A 17005-nucleotide genomic window follows, 5' to 3' on the forward strand; every position below is an offset into this window, starting at 1 on the left:
GGACGGGGCCTTCGGTTGGTGGCTGGGGCCGGGGTCGAACCGGCGACCTATCGCTTTTCAGGCGATCGCTCGTACCAACTGAGCTACCCAGCCACGCGGTCACATACATGACCACAGCGGTCCTGACGGGATTTGAACCCGCGGCCTCCACCTTGACAGGGTGGCGAGCACTCCAAACTGCTCCACAGGACCAAGCAATGTGCGAGCACAAGTCTCGCACACGATTTTGCGTGCCCCCAACGGGATTCGAACCCGTGCTACCGCCTTGAAAGGGCGGCGTCCTGGGCCACTAGACGATGAGGGCTAAGAGGCCCGCCTGGGCGCTTCGCAGCGCGTCGGGGACGTGAGAAGCATATGGGATGCAGGGAGGGATCGCCAAAACGGTTTAGGGCGCCGGTCAGGGGGACGGCGAAGGGGCGCTCGGGGACGGGGTCGCGCCCGGCTGGTTCTCCTCCGGCAGATGGCGGCTGACCTCTGCCGTCGTCAGGCCCAGGCCGCCCAGCGTGATCTCGTCCCACGCCTGCAGCCGCCGCGTGGTGCGGTCCAGATACAGCACCGACGCCCGTACCTTCTCCGGCTTCTCGTTCTGCACCGCGCGCAGCCCTCCGCCGCCGGTCGAGCCCTCGACCTTCAGGCGGGTGCCGAGCGGCAGTACCTCCGTCTCTCTGTGGTGGACATGGCCGGCCAGGACGAGCGGCACCTCGCCGTCGGCCTCGCGCGCAGCGACCGGGTTGTGGGCGACCGCGATGTCCACCGGCGTACCGGCCCGTGCCTGGTCGCGCAGGGCGGAGGCGAGGCGGATGCCGGCCATGCGTTCGGCCGGGTCGCCCTGGGCGACCACCGAGCGGTCGGGGGTGAACTGGGGGTCGCCGGTGCCGGCGATGCGCAGGCCCGCGATGGTGACGGCCCTGCCGTTGTCGAGGACGTGCACGTTCTTGAGGCCGGAGAGATACGCCTGGGTGATGCCGGAGTCGTGGTTGCCGCGCACCCACACATACGGCGCGCCCAGGTCCGGGATCGGGTCGAGAAAGCCGTTCTCGGCCGCGGCTCCGTGGTCCATCGTGTCGCCGGAGTCGATGATCACGTCGATTCCGTACTGCTCCACGAGCGAGCCGATGATGTGCCACGCCGCCGGGTTGAGATGGATGTCGGAGACATGCAGCACGCGCATGGTGAGCGGGTCCGGCCGGTATGTCGGGAGGGTGGACGTCGCGTCGTACAGCTTGGTCACATTGGTGACCAGGCGAGCCAACTCCTTCTGGTAGACGTCGAATTCGGTGACGATCGAGCGGGCGTCGCCGACGACGGACGGGGCGCTCGCGAGCAGTCCGGAGAACTTCGGCTCCAGCACGGACTTGGGGTTCCAGGTGGCGTACGCGGAGGTGCCGGAGGCGGCGAGCAGCGCCAGGGCCAGGCCGCCGGCCGCCAGGGCGCGCCGTGGCCGGCGGTAGACGGCGAGGCCTAGTGCGGTCGCGCCGGAGACGACGGCGACGCAGGAGCGCACGGCCAGCTCGGTGGTGCCGTCCGCCACGTCGCGGGCGACCTCGTCCTGGAGGCCGGAGAGCCGTTCCGGGTGGTCGACCAGGGCCTGGGAGCGCTCCGGGTCGAGCCGGTCGACGTCGACGTCGAGACGGATGGGCGCGACATGGGAGTCGAGCTCCAGCGCGCCGAGCGGGGACACATTGATCTTGGTGCCGCCGGTGAGGTTCGGGCGCAGGGTCATGCTCGTGTCCATCGGGCCGACGGGCGTACGGACGCTGCCGACGATCAGCAGGCCGAGCCAGGCGCCGAGCAGGACGACGGCGATGAGGCCGAGCGCGCGGGTCCACGGGTGCGGGGTGTGGACAAGGATGCTGGTGGGGCCGGTGTGGCGCGAGCGATAGAGGCGGCGGAGGCGGGTCAGCGTGGCTCGGATCGGTGCCGGGGCTTCGCGTACGCGTGCCATTGGTCCCGTATGCCCATCGGGACGGCCGGCCATGCGGGCCGAACGGACGTCCGCGGGTGGGGCAGGACCGATGTCCACAGGGGGCCCTCCGGGGAGACCCGCCGCACCTCGTACGTGACAATGGCCACGTGCTGGAGATGACGCGCGAGGAGTTCGAGGAACTGGTCGCGGAGGCCCTGGACAGGATCCCGCCCGAGCTGACGCGGCTGATGGACAACGTCGCGGTGTTCGTGGAGGACGAACCGGCCGCCGACGATCCCGAGCTGCTCGGGCTCTACGAGGGGACTCCGCTGACCGACCGCGGTGAGTGGTACGCCGGGGTGCTGCCGGACCGGATCACCATCTACCGGGGGCCCACGCTGCGGATGTGCGAGACCCGCGAGGACGTGGTCGAGGAGACCGAGATCACCGTGGTCCACGAGATCGCGCACCACTTCGGGATCGACGACGAGCGGCTGCACGCTCTGGGGTACGGGTGACCGGGCCGGCGTCCGGTGGGCTGGAGGTCCCGGAGGTTCCGGAGGCGATCGATCCTGATGTCGATCTCCATGTGCCCGCGCAGCGCGCCGAGACAGCGGGCGGACACAAGTGGCCGGTGCTGGCCGCGATCTCGGCGGGCGGAGTGGCCGGTTCGCTGTCGCGGTACGCCGCTTCGCGGGCCTGGCCCACGGCCGACGGCACCTTTCCGTGGGCGACCTTCTCGGTCAATGTGCTGGGCTGTGCGCTGATCGGCGTGCTGATGGCACTGGTCAGCGAGGGCGGCCGGAGCGCGCATCCGCTGGTGCGGCCGTTCCTCGGAGTCGGCGTGCTCGGCGGGTTCACCACCTTCTCCACGTACGCACTGGACTTCACCGATCTGCTGGAGCGCGAGGAGGCGGGCCTCGCGCTGGCGTACGCGGGCGGCACGGTCGTCGGCGCCGTCGGCGCGGTGTGGCTCGGCGCCTCGGTGACCCGGGCGGTGCTTCGCAGGTCGGTGGTTGTGTGAACTGGCTGCTGGTCGCGGTGGGCGCGGCATTCGGCGCTCCACTGCGCTATCTGACGGACCGTGCGGTCCAGGCGCGGCACGACTCGGTGTTCCCGTGGGGGACTTTTGTGGTCAACGCGGCCGGGAGCATGGTGCTGGGCGCGGTCGCCGGAGCGACGGTGTCCTCGGGGACGTACGCGCTGCTCGGTACGGGGCTGTGCGGTGCGCTCACGACGTACTCGACCTTCTCCTACGAGACACTGCGGCTGGCCGAGCGCGGCCGGCGCTTCCTGGCGGCCGCGAATGTGGCCGCGTCCGTGCTGGTGGGGCTCGGATCGGTGTTCCTGGGTGAGGAGTTGGCGCGCGGACTGGCCGGCTAGGGCGTACAGGGGGGTGTTCCCATGGTGCTCTTGTATGCCCCGGGGGCGTGTCCCTTGTGGGGCGCACGGAGTTGGGCAGTGAAACCCGCGTCCTGTGCCCCGGAGGTGCCGCCCGTGCGCCAGTTGTCCGCCCCCGGCCGTTTGGCTGTCGCGATCGTCGCCACGCTGGCGGTCGCAGCCTCGGCAGGCTGTATGAGCGTGAGCGAGGACAAGGGCGGAAAGCCGGCGCCCAGTACGTCCACGAACCGGCGAGGCGCGGTGGCCGAACCGGACGGCGGGCACGGCGTCGGCGGAGGACACGCCGACGGCGGGCACAGCGGCACGGGAAAGGCCGGCGGCAAGGACGGCGAGGGCGCGTCCGCGTCGCCGAGCGCGAGCGGCTCGGTCGCGCCGACCGCGGCGCCGACGAAGGGCGGACAGCCGCCGCAGCCGCCGAAGGGCCCGGAGCCGACGGGAGGCGGAAGCTCACCTTCCGTACAGCCTTCGTCGCCTCAGCCCTCACTCTCCGAGCCACCGCCGGTGGACCCGTCGCCGCAGCCGAGCGAGCCGACGGATCCGCCGTCGGCGTCGTCGGCGCCGGAGGTGCACGCCGGGGCGATGAGGGTGGCCGACGGGCAGGGACAGGAGCCGGGGATGGCTATGGAGCCGACGGCATCACCGCAGGTGGGGCCCATGTAAGACGTCATGCAGCCGCCATGTGCCCGGCGTCACGTCGATGTGGTTTGCCTTGACTGGGGGAGGGTGCGTATGGTGGTAGATCGTTTGATCCCATTGCCCGGCGCCGAAAAGGAAGAGCGCCGCGTGGCGCGTACTCTCCCTAGCCGTGGCTGACCGCATAGAGGCGGTCGAATTGCGAAATCACGGAGTTTGGGCGCGTGCCGAGACTCCGGAAGGTTTCGCATTTCGCATGTCCACTTTCAGTACTGATCACGCCGTCATGCCCGAGAACGAGTCCATCGAGATCGTCACCGAGGCTGTCGAGCCCACCGCCCCCGAGGCCCCCGAGACTCCCGAGATCACCTTCGAGGAGCTCGGTCTGCCCGAGGGCGTCGTCCGCAAGCTCGCGCAGAACGGCGTCACGACGCCCTTCCCGATCCAGGCCGCGACCATCCCGGACGCCCTGGCCGGCAAGGACATCCTCGGCCGAGGCCGCACCGGCTCCGGCAAGACCCTTTCCTTCGGCCTGCCGACCCTGGCCACGCTGGCCGGCGGCCACACCGAGAAGAAGAAGCCCCGCGCGGTCATCCTCACTCCGACCCGTGAGCTCGCGATGCAGGTCGCGGACGCGCTGCAGCCGTACGGCGACGTACTCGGCCTCAAGATGAAGGTCGTCTGCGGCGGTACGTCCATGGGCAACCAGATCTACGCGCTCGAGCGCGGCGTCGACGTCCTCGTCGCCACCCCGGGCCGACTGCGCGACATCATCAACCGCGGCGCCTGCTCGCTCGAGAACGTCCAGGTGGCCGTCCTCGACGAGGCCGACCAGATGTCCGACCTGGGCTTCCTGCCCGAGGTCACCGAGCTGCTCGACCAGGTGCCGGCCGGCGGCCAGCGCATGCTCTTCTCCGCGACGATGGAGAACGAGATCAGCACGCTGGTCAAGCGCTACCTGACCAACCCGGTCAGCCACGAGGTCGACAGCGCGCAGGGCAACGTCACGACGATGACGCACCACGTGCTCGTCGTGAAGCCGAAGGACAAGGCCCCGGTCACCGCGGCGATCGCCGCCCGCAAGGGCCGCACCATCATCTTCGTCCGCACCCAGCTGGGCGCGGACCGGATCGCCGAGCAGCTTCAGGACTCGGGCGTCAAGGCCGACGCACTGCACGGCGGCATGACGCAGGGCGCCCGTACGCGCGTCCTCGAAGACTTCAAGAAGGGCTACGTCAACGCGCTCGTCGCGACCGACGTCGCCGCCCGCGGCATCCACGTCGACGGCATCGACCTGGTCCTGAACGTGGACCCGGCCGGCGACCACAAGGACTACCTGCACCGCTCGGGCCGTACCGCCCGCGCCGGCAAGTCCGGTGTGGTGGTCTCGCTGTCCCTGCCGCACCAGCGCCGCCAGATCTTCCGCCTGATGGAGGACGCGGGCGTCGACGCCTCGCGCCACATCGTCGGCGGCTCCGGCGCGTTCGACCCGGAGGTCGCCGAGATCACCGGTGCGCGTTCGCTCACCGAGGTCCAGGCCGACTCCGCGAACAACGCCGCCAAGCAGGCGGAGCGTGAGGTCGCCGACCTCACCAAGCAGCTCGAGCGCATCCAGCGCCGCGCGGCCGAACTCCGCGAGGAGGCCGACCGCCTGGTGGCGCGCGCGGCCCGTGAGCGCGGTGACGACCCGGAGACGGCGATCGCCGAGGTGACGGCCGTCGCCGAGGCGGAGGTCGCTGCCGAGGCCGCGGCTTCGGTACCGGAGCAGCAGTCGGAACGCCGCGACGACCGGGGCAACTTCGACCGCCGTGACCGTCGTGACGAGCGTCCGTCGGGTGGTTTCCGCCGCGACGATCGCGGTGGCGACCGTGGTGGCCGTTCGTTCGACCGTCGTGACGAGCGTCCGTCGGGTGGCTTCCGCCGCGACGACCGCGGTGGCGACCGTGGTGGCCGTTCGTTCGACCGCCGCGACGACCGTCCGTCCGGTGGCTTCCGCCGCGATGACCGTCGCGACGACCGTGGTGGCCGTTCGTTCGACCGCCGCGACGACCGCCCCTCGGGTGGCTTCCGCCGCGACGACCGCCCGTCGGGTGGCATCCGTCGTGACGACCGCCCCGCCTTCAACCGTGACCGTGACGACCGAGGCGGCTTCCGCCGCGACGACCGCCCCTCCGGCGGCCACCGTGGCAGCGACCGCCCGTTCAACCGCGACCGCCGCGACGACCGCCCCTCGGGCGGCTTCCGCTCCGGCTCGTCGGACCGCCCGTACGGCCGCCGCGACGACCACCGCGGTGGCACGACCGGCACCGGCACGAACACCGGCTCCTTCGGGCGCCGGGACGACAAGCCGCGCTGGAAGCGCAACGGCTGACGTGGCTTGACCTGACGGTCTGACTGACAGGGCCCGTACGACTCTTCGGAGGCGTACGGGCCCTGTTGTGTTGTGGGGCTGCTGTTACGATCCGCGCACGTCCGTGGGGGGTCACGGCGCTTTCGGGTTTCTGGGGAGGGACTTCGTTGAATCGTCGTGCGCTCGCGCGCGGAGCCGCCATGGTCGTTGCCATCGGTGTGACATCGGGACTGGGACCCAACGGTCCAGCGGCAGCGGCGGCGGATCCCCCGCCCACGCCCGCACACACCGTGTTCCAAGCCGACCGCTATGTACCGCGCGGCAGTTCGCTGATCTCCGCCGGCACGCAGGGGTACCTCCGCCAGGTGGACGGGACGCAGGGCTTCCTGTGGACCCGGTACTCCGACGGGGCGACCACTGCGGTCCCCGGCCTGAGCAGCATCCTGGGGTACCCGGGATACGCGGGCGCGGGATCCGACACCGTGGCTGTCCCACAGTCGGGAGCCGTCGAGCTGCGGGGGATGGCCGACGGCACGGTCCGCCAACTGCCGCTCGGCACCGGCACGTACCTCGGGACGTACGGACAGACGGCCGTCACCTTCGGCGAATCAGGCTCCGGCGGGGAGATCGGGGACCTGCGACTGCACCGGTTCGACGCCGACGGATCGGTCCTCGTCCAGCAGATCGCGACGCCGCTCGGCGCCCGGATCCGGCGGGAACCTCTCGCCGCGGACGCCCACACGGTCGTCTTCCGGTACGTGGACGCGTCGACCGGCCCTCGCCTCGGACTGCTCTCCATCGACCGCGGGACCTTCACCCCGGGACCGGAGGTGCCCGTGGACGAGGTGGACGAGGTGATCGCCGCGGTGGGGAAGGACCGCCTGGCCTGGTACGCAACCGGGCAGCCGATCCGTATCGCCCCGCTCGACGACCCCGCGACGGAGCCCGAGACGCGCACGATGCCGGCGGCGGAGGAGGGCAAGGTCTCGTCACTCGCCATCGCCGGTGACTGGGTGGTCGTGACGCGCGAGGCTGTCGCCGGAACCACCGATCCCTATTCTTTGCGCGGTCTGCCGCTGGTGGCCGTTCCCCGGAGCGGCCAGTCCGTCAGGACGCTGCTGGCGCGCGCCGACAATGAACTGGTCACGGACCCGAATGGGCATCTGCTGGCGACGGGCGGGCCGGACGCCTCGCACTGGGCCGTACACCAGATGTTCGAAGACTCAGGCGTGTGGCGTCAGTTGGTCGGCATCGCGCCCGAGGCGGCACAGGTCCGCCGCATCTCCCTGGCCAACGGCACGCTGGCCACGGACGAGGTCGACAGCTCCACGGGTCCCAGGTATGTCACCCGGCCGATCACGACGCAGGGTACGGCGCTGGTCCCCGGTGCTCCTGCCTGGCCGAGCTTCTCCGACGGTCCTTCGAACGGACCGTGGTCGACGGGCAACGGCCGGGCCGTGAGGATCTTCCGGACCCCGGACGGCATGTCCATCGATTCGCTCGACAATGACGACGACGCGGGTTACTTCAGAACCCCGTCCCAGCAGGTCACCGTCCTGGACACGACCGGTCGGTACGCCATCGTCAATGGCACCGACCCCGTAGCGCAGTACGTCGGCGACCTCGGCGTCTACTACGACCTCAAGCCCATCCGCACCCGCCCCGTCACCGCAGCCTCCGTCTGGGGCCACACCCTGTGGGCGCCCTCGGCCACCGCAGGGGTGCTTACGGCCGAGAACCTGCAGACCGGGTCCAAGTCGACCCTCGCCACCGGTGCTCCGTGCGTCGCCAAGGAGCTTCAGGCGGTGGGTCGTTGGATCTACTGGAACTGCGGGCCCACCGGCCAGGCTGGCGTGTGGGACCGTACGGCTCGCAAGAACATCGCCGTGCCCTCCGGCGAAGCGCTGATCGGCGACGGCTATCTCGTACGCCACGACAAGACGGCGAGCAAGTTGCTGCTCACCGCCTTCCAGGACGGCACGGCCGACGCGCCCCGGACCGTCGGCGACCTGCCCGGCACCGCGGTGAACAAGCGGGGTGTCACCTGGACCGTCGACAAGTTCGGCGGCCCGGTCGCGTATGTGGCCGAGGACAAGCGAATCCATCTCGCGCCGAGTGGTGTTCCCACCGAGCGGGTCTCGGCCGTCGAGGCCACCGCGTCCACGCTGGTGACGGTGGGCGGCGCGAGCTGGAGCGGGCGCTGGATGGTGTCCAAGCCGGTGTCGGGCTGGCAGGTGACCGTGCGGGACGCGAGCGGCAAGGTCGTACGGACTCTGTCGGGCACCGCGCCCAAGGGCGTGATCGAGGCGTACTGGGACGGTCGCAAGGCCACGGGCGGGTACCTGCCCAACGGTGGCTACACGTTTGCAATGTCTGCCGCGCCGGCCGACGGTCAGGGCCCGGCGTTCACCGCGTCGGGGCCGGTCGCCCTGCGGAAGGGCGCTCCGACGCGCCACGACCACGTCGGCATCTTCCCGGACGGCGTCGGTGATGTGCTCACCCTCAGCGGGACCGGAGCCTTCACCTTCCACCACGGCGGTTCCGGGACGTTCTCCGGCAAGACGACCGGCAGCGGCTGGTCCACCTCCGCGCTGGCGGTCCCCTTCGGTGATGTCAACGGCGACCGGTGCAACGACGTGCTGATCCGTCTTGGCACGGGCGAGCTGCGAACCTACCGGCCCGGCTGCGGCGACCCGTTGAACGCCCAGACACCGTTCACACGCGTCGGCACGGGCTGGGGCCAGTACGACGTCCTGACGTCGACCGGCGACATGAACGGCGACGGCCGCGCCGACCTGGTGGCCCGTCAGAAGACCACCGGCGACATCTACTTCTACTCGGGCCTGGGCGACGGAGGCTTCGGGGCCCGGGTGCGCATCGGCACGAACTGGAAGGCGTACACGAAGGTTCTCGGCGTCGGTGACATCACCGGCGACGGCCGGCCCGACCTGCTGGCACACGACGCGACCGGCGGGCTGTGGCGCTACGACGGCACCGGCAGCGGGACGTTCAAGGCGGGCGTGCGGCTCTTCTCCGGCTGGGGCCGCGGCTACAACGTGATTGTGGGCGTCGGCGACATCACGGGTGACGGCAAGGCGGATCTGGTGGCGCGGGACGCGGCCGGAGGCCTGTACCGGCACAACGGCACGGGTGCCGGGACGTTCGCGGGCAGTGTGCGGATCGGCGCCGGTTGGCAGGGCTACCGGCTGTTCTAGAGCGGTTGGGGTTTCCGCACCTTCCACCTGCGGCGGAAGGTGCGGAAACTCGCGTCTGTGGGGGACGTTGGGGCTGTTAGGCTCCCGTCCCGCATGGGGAGTACTGCCCTGGGGGGGCACACGACTTAGGCGTCGACCGCGGCACAACGATGCCGCGTCCTCTCCATGCGCCCACACTCAGCCATGGAGACACCGTGACTCAGCGCGTTCACCTCCGCAGACCCACCCTCCGCCGGATTCTCGGCGCACTCGTGCCCGTTCTCGGGCTCGGCATCGTAGGGACGGGTGCCGCGTCCGCCTTCGCGGCCCCGGCCTCTGCCGTGGTCACCGCCGCCGCCATCGACCCTTGGTCGGCCTCCGTCCCGCTGACGGACGGCACGACCATCCAGAACATGCTCGACGTGAAAACGGCCAAGAACGGAGCCGTCGTCGCCCTCTGGAACCGTAAGCCGACCGACCACAGCAAGCGTGAACTCGTCGCCGTGGTGCGCCAGGCGGGCAGTGCCGCCTGGGGCGCACCGCAGATCCTGGCCACCACCCCGAACGAGCGCGGCAACGCTCAGCTCGTCACCGCCGCCGACGGGTCTGTCATGGCCGCGTGGGTGGAGTACCCGAACGACGTCGCTCCGTACGACGAGAAGCCCGGGGCCACCTTCCGGATGTCCGTGCTCGCGGCCGGTGCCACGACGTGGTCCGCCCCGGCCGACATCGTGACCTCGCCGGACAACATCCAGGGCGGTGGGCTCGCCGGTTCGCCGTCCGGAACACTTGTCGCCGTCTGGCGGCACTCCTCGGGACAGTCGTCCGAGATCTATTCGTCTGTCCGTACGGCGCCGGACGCAGCCTGGGCGGAGCCGACCCGGCTGGACGACGGCCTGACGGAGTCGGTCGACTCTGACCCGCAGCTCGTCTACTCGAGCGAGGGAACCGCGACGGTGGCCTTCTCGCAGTACGGGCCTGATGGAGGCCTGCTGAAGGTCGTCGAACGGGCTGCCGGCGGCGAAGGCTGGACAGAGCCGGTTACGGTCTCCGACCCGGAGGTCAGTTCCGGAGCCGCGACTCTGGCGCTCGGACAGGACGGTGGGGCAACGCTGGTATGGACGTGGCACCACCTCAACGGGGGCGGCTACGGCTGGGCATCCGCGCACCGGCCTGTAGGCAGCGGGACGTGGGGGGCTCCGGAGCAGGTCGGCGGCAGTGAAGGCGGGGTCTCCAGGGGGGCGGAGGTCGCCGTCGGCCCGGAGGGGGATGTCACCCTGCTCTGGGTCGACTACAACGACGCCACTGGATTCGGAGCCCGTACCGCGACCCGGTCCGCGGCCACCGGCACCTGGTCTCCCGTGAAGACGCTGTCCACGGGCTATGTGCCCGACGACCAGTTCGACCTGGCGATCGGCGCGGACGGTTCCGCGCACGCCGTCTGGACGCAGGGCGATGAGCAGCGGAAGTTGATGACCGCCTCCCGGGTGAACGGCACCTGGACCGCGCCGCAGGCGCTGAGCACCAACACCGACGGCTACGCCCTGGGCCAGATCACCGCCGATGCCAACAACCGCCCCGTCGCCGTGTGGCAGCAGTCCACCGGCAGTTTCACCACCCAGCTCCGCGCCGCCACCACCGCACCCGTCGCCCCCAAGCCGCTGCCGAAGTGGCGAGACTTCAGTGGCGACGGCAGGGGCGACCTGCTCGCCCTCACTTCGGGCGGAACGCTCGCCGTGCGTACCGGGACCGGCACCGGCGGGCTCGCAACCGGTGTCTCGGCGACCGGCTGGCCGTCCTCGTCGCTGATCGTCCCGCTCGGGGATCTGTCCGGGGACAAGTGCAACGACCTCCTCGTACGGAACTCGTCCGGAGTGCTGGCCCGGCACGACGGCAGCTGCGGCAAGGCGTTCTCGCCGAGCGGCCCGAAGCTCGTGATCGGCTCCGGCTGGAACATCTACAACACGCTGACCTCGCCCGGCGACCTGACCGGCGACGGGCGGGCCGACCTGCTGGCGCGCACACCGGCCGGTGAGCTGTATCTGTACGCGGACGATGGCGTGGGCAAGCTGAAGGGCAGGGTGAAGATCGGCCCCGGCTGGCAGATCTTCAACACGGTCGTGGGTGTGGGTGACCTGAACGGTGACGAGGTCGGTGATCTGCTCGCCCGGGACGCGGCCGGTGTGCTGTGGCGGTACGACGGCACGGGCAAGGGCACGCTGAAGGCCCGGGTGAAGGTCGGCTCCGGCTGGCAGATCTACAACTCGGTGACCGGCGTCGGCGACATCACCGGCGACGGCAAGGCGGACCTGGTCGCCCGTGACGCGGCCGGTGTGCTCTGGCGCTACAACGGCACAGGCGCGGGCACCTTCGCCGCCCGGGTGAGGATCGGCCCCGGCTGGCAGATGTACAAGTCGCTGTCCTGACCGGCGACGCCTCCGGCTCTCCGACCGGCGACGGGCCGGTGATCCGATACCCGATCGGCTCACCGGTTCCGTCCGGCTATGCTCGGGGGTGTTGTGCCGAGGGCCGTTAGCTCAATTGGCAGAGCAGCGGACTTTTAATCCGTTGGTTGTGGGTTCGAGTCCCACACGGCCTACGTGTTGCAGAGCAGGGTGTCGCCTGCAGTGGAGCGCCCCGCCCGGTTCCGACCGGGCGGGGCGCTTCGTCGTTGTGGCGCCGATGCCTGATGAGTGCCGCACCTGTGAATTGCATTGGGCTCCCGTGTAACGGATCCGGTACCCATCACGCCCGTACTCGTCGTACGCCGCATCATCCGGAAGCGGCTGTCCGATCGGGAGGCGCCCGTGATGATTGACCCCTTACTCCTTCTGCTCCTGGGCGCGGGCCTGCCGCTGGTGGCTCGCCTGGGTGCGGCGGCGGCCGAGGTCTGGGTGCTGCGGGCGCGGGCTCGGCTGGCCAACGCTGCGGTCCGGCTGCCCGCAGGGGCTGAGCTGGGCGGGAGACGGAAGGACGGCACGATGTGGTTCGTCCGCGTCCGAGGTGGCGCGACGATCGGGGCGGAGACCGGCGATGACCTCTGATGCACACGGCCGCGCCCAGCCGGGAGACGGTTTGACGGTGGAGGAACTGGACCGTGACTGGGCGGTCTGGGAGTCGCGGCTGCACCGTTACGCCGAGCGGCAGTTGCGGCGGCACGACGTCCCGGCAGGTCGGCTGGACGCGGACGATGTCGTCCAGGCCACCTGGGTTGAGCTGCACACCGCCACGAAACCCATCCTGTGGGCAGACCGCTACGCCTACACGGTGGCCCGGCATCTGATCCTCCGGGCTGCCTGCCAGGGCGACAGGTTCGACCTCTCCTCCCCGGTCACCGATGCATCAGACGAGTCGGCGGACGAGTACGCGACCGCGCTTGAGCAGGAATGGGACTCGCCGGTCGAACGTGAAGTGCTGCGGCAGGAGACGGCGGCCGAGATCGCCGCTGCCAAGGATCGGCTGACGTCGCTGCAGCGGGGCGCGGTGGAGGGGACGGTGGAACAGCAGCTGCCCCGTGCCGAGGTGGCTGCCCGGCTGGGAGTGCTGGTGGGGACGGTGTCGGCCCATCGCGCCCGCGGGCTGGTGAAGTTGCACGCCGAGCTGATTGCGGTCCTTGCTGTGTACGTGCTGGGCGGCGTGTTGCTCGTGGGCGCGATCGTATTGACGGGAACGAAGGAGGGGTTCCAGGCTGCCGGTGTCATCGGCGGTGGGTTGCTGACGGCTCCTGCTGAGTACGTGCGCAGGCGGATCAGGCAGCGCGAGCAAAGACGTCAACGGGAACTGCTGTGACCAGAGAGAACTTCCAGCAGATCCGCGAGGCCAGCTCCCACCTCGGCATCGGGTTGATGATCGGCGCGGTTGCCTGCGGAGTACTGGACCGGACGCGGGGCGCCGCCGCCTCGCAGCAGTCTCCTTACGTGCCCCCGCCGCCGGCCCAGCAGCCGTACACGGGCCAGCAGCACGGCGGCTGGCAGGCGCCGCAGCAGCGCTAGGGCCACGGCGCCGGGCCACACCTCCCCGGGACTAGTCCTCCGCCCGAGCCGCCGCCAGCCTCTCCGCCACCTGTTCCGCGATCTTCGACGCGAACGTCGGATGCTCCGCCAGCCTGTCCGCTATCGCCGCCACCTGAGCGTCGGTGAGTTCCACAGAGCTCGCGCCCGAGACCCTGCTCGCGATCTCCTTCACCGTCGTGTCCGTGTCGACCAGGAAGTCGAAGGCGTCACGCGTCGGTTGTGTCTTGCCCTTGTACGTCCACGGCGCGACCCGCCGCTGCTCGTGCAGCTCCTTCAGCTGACGCGCCTGCTCCGGGGTCATGTCTTCCTCCTCAGGGGGTCCGGCGAGACGCGCGCCGATTCGCGATCGCATCGATGACATCGTGAAGCCGCGCGGATCGACCTTGCCCGGTTGCCATTCGAGATGGCCGATCACCGAGCGCTGCGACCAGCCGTGTACGCGGCAGAGCGCGGCGGACGCCTTCTCGATTGCTTCCAGTTGGGCCGCCGGCCACGGGTCCTTGCCGTCGCCGAGGTTGATGCACTCGAAGCCGTAGAACGCGCGATTGCCGTCCGTGTTGGCCTCGTTGTCCGCGGGAAGCGCCGTCTCCGCGACGACCGCGCGCAGTACGTCGTCGTCACCGAGGCCCGCGTGGTTCGCGCGGCCGTTGCCGACGAGGTGGACCTTGCCAGCCTTGTCGATGACGCCGTGGCACAGCGGGCCGGGCAGCGCGGAGTGGCCGTTGTAGCAGAGGGACACCGTGTTCGCGGTGCCGGATGTGACCGTGTGGTGGATCATCACGCCGTGCACCGGGCCCCAAGGGCCTTTGTGGTTGCGGTTGTTCGTACGCCAGCTGCCGACCTCGACGACGGCGAGGCCCTCGTCCCGCAGCGCCTTCAGTAATCGGTCGGCGGACATGGGTGATGCCATAAGTCCTCCAGACGTGGGTTTGTGAACCGGCCGCCGCCAAGGTCCCTGAGGTTCCGTGAGGTTCTCAAGTCCCTTCCATGGTCATACCCACCGGGTTCCGTTCCAACATGCGATTCAACAGGTGGGGTGACCCCGCGTATTGCATACGGGTCGTACCTGGCGCGATCCCGTGACCACCGATCGCCTCCGCCGTTGTCCCCGGCATGACGAAGACACAGCGCATCCTCGCCGCCGTCGCCCTCGCCGCCGGAGCCTCCGCTCTGGCCGCCCCAGGTGCGAGCGCCGCGGTCGGCACCGGCCCCGTGACGCAGGCCCCCAACTCCCTCAGCCAGCTCGACAAGCTCAACGAGCTGGGCCAGGTCACCGGCGCCCTGGCGCCCGTGACCCAGGTCCTCGGTTCCGTTCAGTAGGCGATACCCACCCTTCTTCCCGGACGGCCCCGAAAAGATCTTGGAAGTTTTTTCCGCGGGGTGTCGAGAACCGGTCGCCCGCTCCGACGTCCCCTGTGAAAGTTGCCCACAAGGGTGACAGCGCATCCGAAGGAGCGAAGTCATGAAGTATCTGGTGATGGTTCAGGGCACCCAGGCCGACTACGAGGCCATGTCGGGCAAGGGCAACGCCCACAGCCCTGCTTGGAGCGAGAAGGACCTGGCTGCCATGTTCGCCTTCATGCAGTCGGTCAACAACGATCTCGCCGAGTCCGGTGAGCTCGTGGACGCGCAGGGGCTGACCGAGCCCGCGCAGACCCGGCTGGTCGCCGCGGGCAAGGACGGCCGGCCGGTGATCACGGACGGGCCCTACAGCGAGACCAAGGAGCTGCTCGCCGGCTACTGGGTGCTCGACTGCGCGAGCCTGGAGCGGGTCACGGAGATCGCCGCCCGGGTCGCCCTCTGCCCGGTTCCCGAGGGCGTCACCGACTACCCCGTCGTCATCCGGCCCATCCAGGACGCCGGCGGAGGCGATGTGTGAGACGTACGACCGGGACTGAGGAGACCGAGGACCTGCTGCGCAAGAACGCGCCGCAGGTCCTCGGTGCGCTGGTGCGCCGGTACGGACACTTCGACCTGGCCGAGGACTCCGTACAGGAGGCGCTGCTCGCCGCCGCCGAGCAGTGGCCGGAGAAGGGCGTTCCGGACAATCCGCGCGGCTGGCTGATCAAGGTCGCATCCCGGCGGCTGACCGACCTGCTGCGCAGCGAGGAAGCCCGGCGCAGGAGGGAGGAGACGGCCGCGACGCTCACCCCGCGCGACGCCTTCACCGCTCCTCCGCCCGGCGAGAGTCGTGCGCCCTCCGAGGACGACACGCTCACCCTGCTCTTCCTCTGCTGTCATCCCGACCTCGCGCCGGCCGCGCAGATCGCGCTGACGCTGCGCGCCGTCGGCGGTCTGACCACCGCCGAGATCGCCCGGGCCCATCTTGTGCCCGAGGCGACGATGGCGCAGCGGGTCAGCCGCGCCAAGCAGAGGATCAAGGGCGTGCCGTTCCGGCAGCCCGGGCCGGCGGACCGGGATCAGCGGCTCGCCGTCGTCCTGCAGGTGCTGTACCTGATATTCAACGAGGGCTATACGGCCACCTCCGGCAGCGCGCTGCACCGATCCGATCTCGCCCGCGAGGCGATCCGGCTGACCCGTGCCGTACGCCGGCTGCTGCCGCGGGACGGCGCCGTGACCGGGCTGCTGGCGCTGATGCTGCTCACCGACGCCCGCAGCGCCGCGCGCACCGGCCCGCACGGCGAACTGATCCCGCTCGACGAGCAGGACCGCACCCGCTGGGACCGCGAGACGATCCGCGAAGGCGCGGCGCTGGTCGAGGAGGCGTTGTCGCAGGGCCCGGCCGGGGCCTACCAGTTGCAGGCGGCGATCGCGGCGCTGCACGACGAGGCGGACGTCGCCGAGGACACCGACTGGCCGCAGATTCTTGCTCTGTACGACCTGCTCGTACGGCTGGCTCCCGAGCCGATGGCGGAGCTCGGCAGGGCCGTGGCCGTGGCGATGGTGCACGGGCCGGAGGCCGGGCTCGTCGAAGTCGCCAAGCTGGAGGACCAGTTGGCGGGCCATCACCGGCTCGACGCCGTACGGGCGCATCTGCTGGAGAGGGCGGGCGACAGGGAAGGCGCGCGGGCCGCGTATCAGCAGGCGGCGCAGCGCACGCTCAGCGTTCCCGAGGCGCGCTATCTGCAGACGCGGGCCGCACGGCTGGCGTAGGCCCTGGCCCGGGCTACTTCGGGGGGAGACTCGCCGCGAACGCATGACCCTCGTCGACCCATGTGCACAGCGCCCCGTCGTCCGCCAGGCCCCCGGCGCCGACCGTGATCCAGCCGCGCATCGGCCTGCTCGTGAAGTCGAAGACCCGCGCGCCCGGTCTGGCCAGGGCCGCGTCCGTCGCCTCCGGGCCGACCCGGACGATCATCTCGTCGCCGATCACGCCGACCGCCATGTTGCCGTGGTACAGGAACGACAGGCCGCCGAACATGTGCTTCTCGGTGATCCCGGGATGCCGGTCCAGATGGTCGCGGATGCGCTGAGCCAGTCCTTCGTCGTACGCCATGACCGCCTCCAGTGTGTGACTGGACGGTCTCAGTGTCGGTCCGCGGCGGCC

Annotated in this window: 16 protein-coding genes and 4 tRNA genes; 14 read left to right on the forward strand and 6 right to left on the reverse strand. The window is 70.4% G+C overall.

Annotated features, from left to right (window positions below):
• Nucleotides 1-16: 16 nt before the first annotated feature.
• From ACH4YL_RS07020 to ACH4YL_RS07035, 4 genes are all read right to left on the reverse strand, one after another.
• Nucleotides 17-93 (reverse strand) — tRNA-Phe (locus ACH4YL_RS07020).
• Nucleotides 94-117: 24 nt separating this feature from the next.
• Nucleotides 118-192: transfer RNA gene (locus ACH4YL_RS07025), tRNA-Asp, on the reverse strand.
• 39 nt (nt 193-231) lie between these two features.
• Nucleotides 232-304: transfer RNA gene (locus ACH4YL_RS07030), tRNA-Glu, on the reverse strand.
• Between the two features lie 93 nt (nt 305-397).
• Complete coding sequence (locus ACH4YL_RS07035) at nt 398-1945, reverse strand: metallophosphoesterase (RefSeq protein ID WP_398505519.1); 1548 nt, start codon at nt 1943-1945, stop codon at nt 398-400.
• A 128-nt stretch (nt 1946-2073) separates the two neighbouring features.
• Between ACH4YL_RS07035 and ACH4YL_RS07040 the strand changes: the two genes are divergently transcribed.
• The 11 genes from ACH4YL_RS07040 (at nt 2074) to ACH4YL_RS07090 (ending at nt 13476) form a co-directional block, all read left to right on the forward strand.
• Complete coding sequence (locus ACH4YL_RS07040; protein ID WP_398505520.1) at nt 2074-2424, forward strand: metallopeptidase family protein; 351 nt, start codon at nt 2074-2076, stop codon at nt 2422-2424.
• Nucleotides 2421-2930, forward strand: a complete 510-nt coding sequence (gene crcB / locus ACH4YL_RS07045) for a fluoride efflux transporter CrcB (RefSeq protein ID WP_398505521.1) — start codon at nt 2421-2423, stop codon at nt 2928-2930. The genes ACH4YL_RS07040 and crcB overlap by 4 nt, the downstream gene beginning before the upstream one ends.
• Nucleotides 2927-3289 carry a fluoride efflux transporter FluC gene (locus tag ACH4YL_RS07050; RefSeq protein WP_398505523.1) on the forward strand — a complete coding sequence of 121 codons (363 nt, stop codon included), beginning with the start codon at nt 2927-2929 and terminating at the stop codon, nt 3287-3289. The genes crcB and ACH4YL_RS07050 overlap by 4 nt, the downstream gene beginning before the upstream one ends.
• Nucleotides 3290-3403: 114 nt before the next feature.
• Complete coding sequence (locus tag ACH4YL_RS07055) at nt 3404-3967, forward strand: hypothetical protein (protein ID WP_398505524.1); 564 nt, start codon at nt 3404-3406, stop codon at nt 3965-3967.
• 229 nt (nt 3968-4196) lie between these two features.
• Nucleotides 4197-6311 (forward strand): DEAD/DEAH box helicase, encoded by a 2115-nt coding sequence (locus tag ACH4YL_RS07060; protein ID WP_398505526.1) that lies wholly within the window; start codon nt 4197-4199, stop codon nt 6309-6311.
• Nucleotides 6312-6580: 269 nt separating this feature from the next.
• On the forward strand, nt 6581-9505 hold the full coding sequence (locus ACH4YL_RS07065; protein WP_398505528.1) for an FG-GAP-like repeat-containing protein: 2925 nt from the start codon (nt 6581-6583) through the stop codon (nt 9503-9505).
• 194 nt (nt 9506-9699) lie between these two features.
• Nucleotides 9700-11910, forward strand: coding sequence for an FG-GAP-like repeat-containing protein (locus tag ACH4YL_RS07070; protein WP_398505530.1), 2211 nt, complete (start codon nt 9700-9702; stop codon nt 11908-11910).
• A gap of 100 nt (nt 11911-12010) precedes the next feature.
• Nucleotides 12011-12083: transfer RNA gene (locus ACH4YL_RS07075), tRNA-Lys, on the forward strand.
• 211 nt (nt 12084-12294) lie between these two features.
• Nucleotides 12295-12528, forward strand: a complete 234-nt coding sequence (locus ACH4YL_RS07080) for a hypothetical protein (RefSeq protein ID WP_398505532.1) — start codon at nt 12295-12297, stop codon at nt 12526-12528.
• Nucleotides 12529-12565: 37 nt separating this feature from the next.
• Nucleotides 12566-13273, forward strand: coding sequence for a sigma-70 family RNA polymerase sigma factor (locus ACH4YL_RS07085; protein WP_398505534.1), 708 nt, complete (start codon nt 12566-12568; stop codon nt 13271-13273).
• Entirely contained in the window at nt 13270-13476 is a 207-nt protein-coding gene (locus tag ACH4YL_RS07090) for a hypothetical protein (protein ID WP_398505536.1), read from the forward strand. Before ACH4YL_RS07085 ends, ACH4YL_RS07090 begins: the two co-directional genes overlap by 4 nt.
• A gap of 31 nt (nt 13477-13507) precedes the next feature.
• On the opposite strand, the gene ACH4YL_RS07095 is transcribed toward ACH4YL_RS07090, so the two are convergent.
• Complete coding sequence (locus tag ACH4YL_RS07095) at nt 13508-14407, reverse strand: N-acetylmuramoyl-L-alanine amidase (protein ID WP_398505537.1); 900 nt, start codon at nt 14405-14407, stop codon at nt 13508-13510.
• 203 nt (nt 14408-14610) lie between these two features.
• Here ACH4YL_RS07095 and ACH4YL_RS07100 point away from each other — a divergent pair, with 203 nt between their 5' ends.
• The 3 genes from ACH4YL_RS07100 (at nt 14611) to ACH4YL_RS07110 (ending at nt 16611) form a co-directional block, all read left to right on the forward strand.
• Complete coding sequence (locus tag ACH4YL_RS07100; RefSeq protein WP_398505539.1) at nt 14611-14817, forward strand: hypothetical protein; 207 nt, start codon at nt 14611-14613, stop codon at nt 14815-14817.
• Nucleotides 14818-14959: 142 nt separating this feature from the next.
• Nucleotides 14960-15376, forward strand: a complete 417-nt coding sequence (locus ACH4YL_RS07105) for a YciI family protein (RefSeq protein WP_398505540.1) — start codon at nt 14960-14962, stop codon at nt 15374-15376.
• Entirely contained in the window at nt 15373-16611 is a 1239-nt protein-coding gene (locus ACH4YL_RS07110; RefSeq protein ID WP_398505542.1) for an RNA polymerase sigma factor, read from the forward strand. The genes ACH4YL_RS07105 and ACH4YL_RS07110 overlap by 4 nt, the downstream gene beginning before the upstream one ends.
• 13 nt (nt 16612-16624) lie before the next feature.
• Here the strand turns inward: ACH4YL_RS07110 and ACH4YL_RS07115 are convergent, their stop codons facing one another.
• Complete coding sequence (locus tag ACH4YL_RS07115; protein ID WP_398505543.1) at nt 16625-16954, reverse strand: TfoX/Sxy family protein; 330 nt, start codon at nt 16952-16954, stop codon at nt 16625-16627.
• Nucleotides 16955-17005: the final 51 nt, after the last annotated feature.

The sequence above is a fragment of the Streptomyces sp. NPDC020681 genome (assembly GCF_044334895.1).
Taxonomy (GTDB): Bacteria; Actinomycetota; Actinomycetes; order Streptomycetales; family Streptomycetaceae; genus Streptomyces.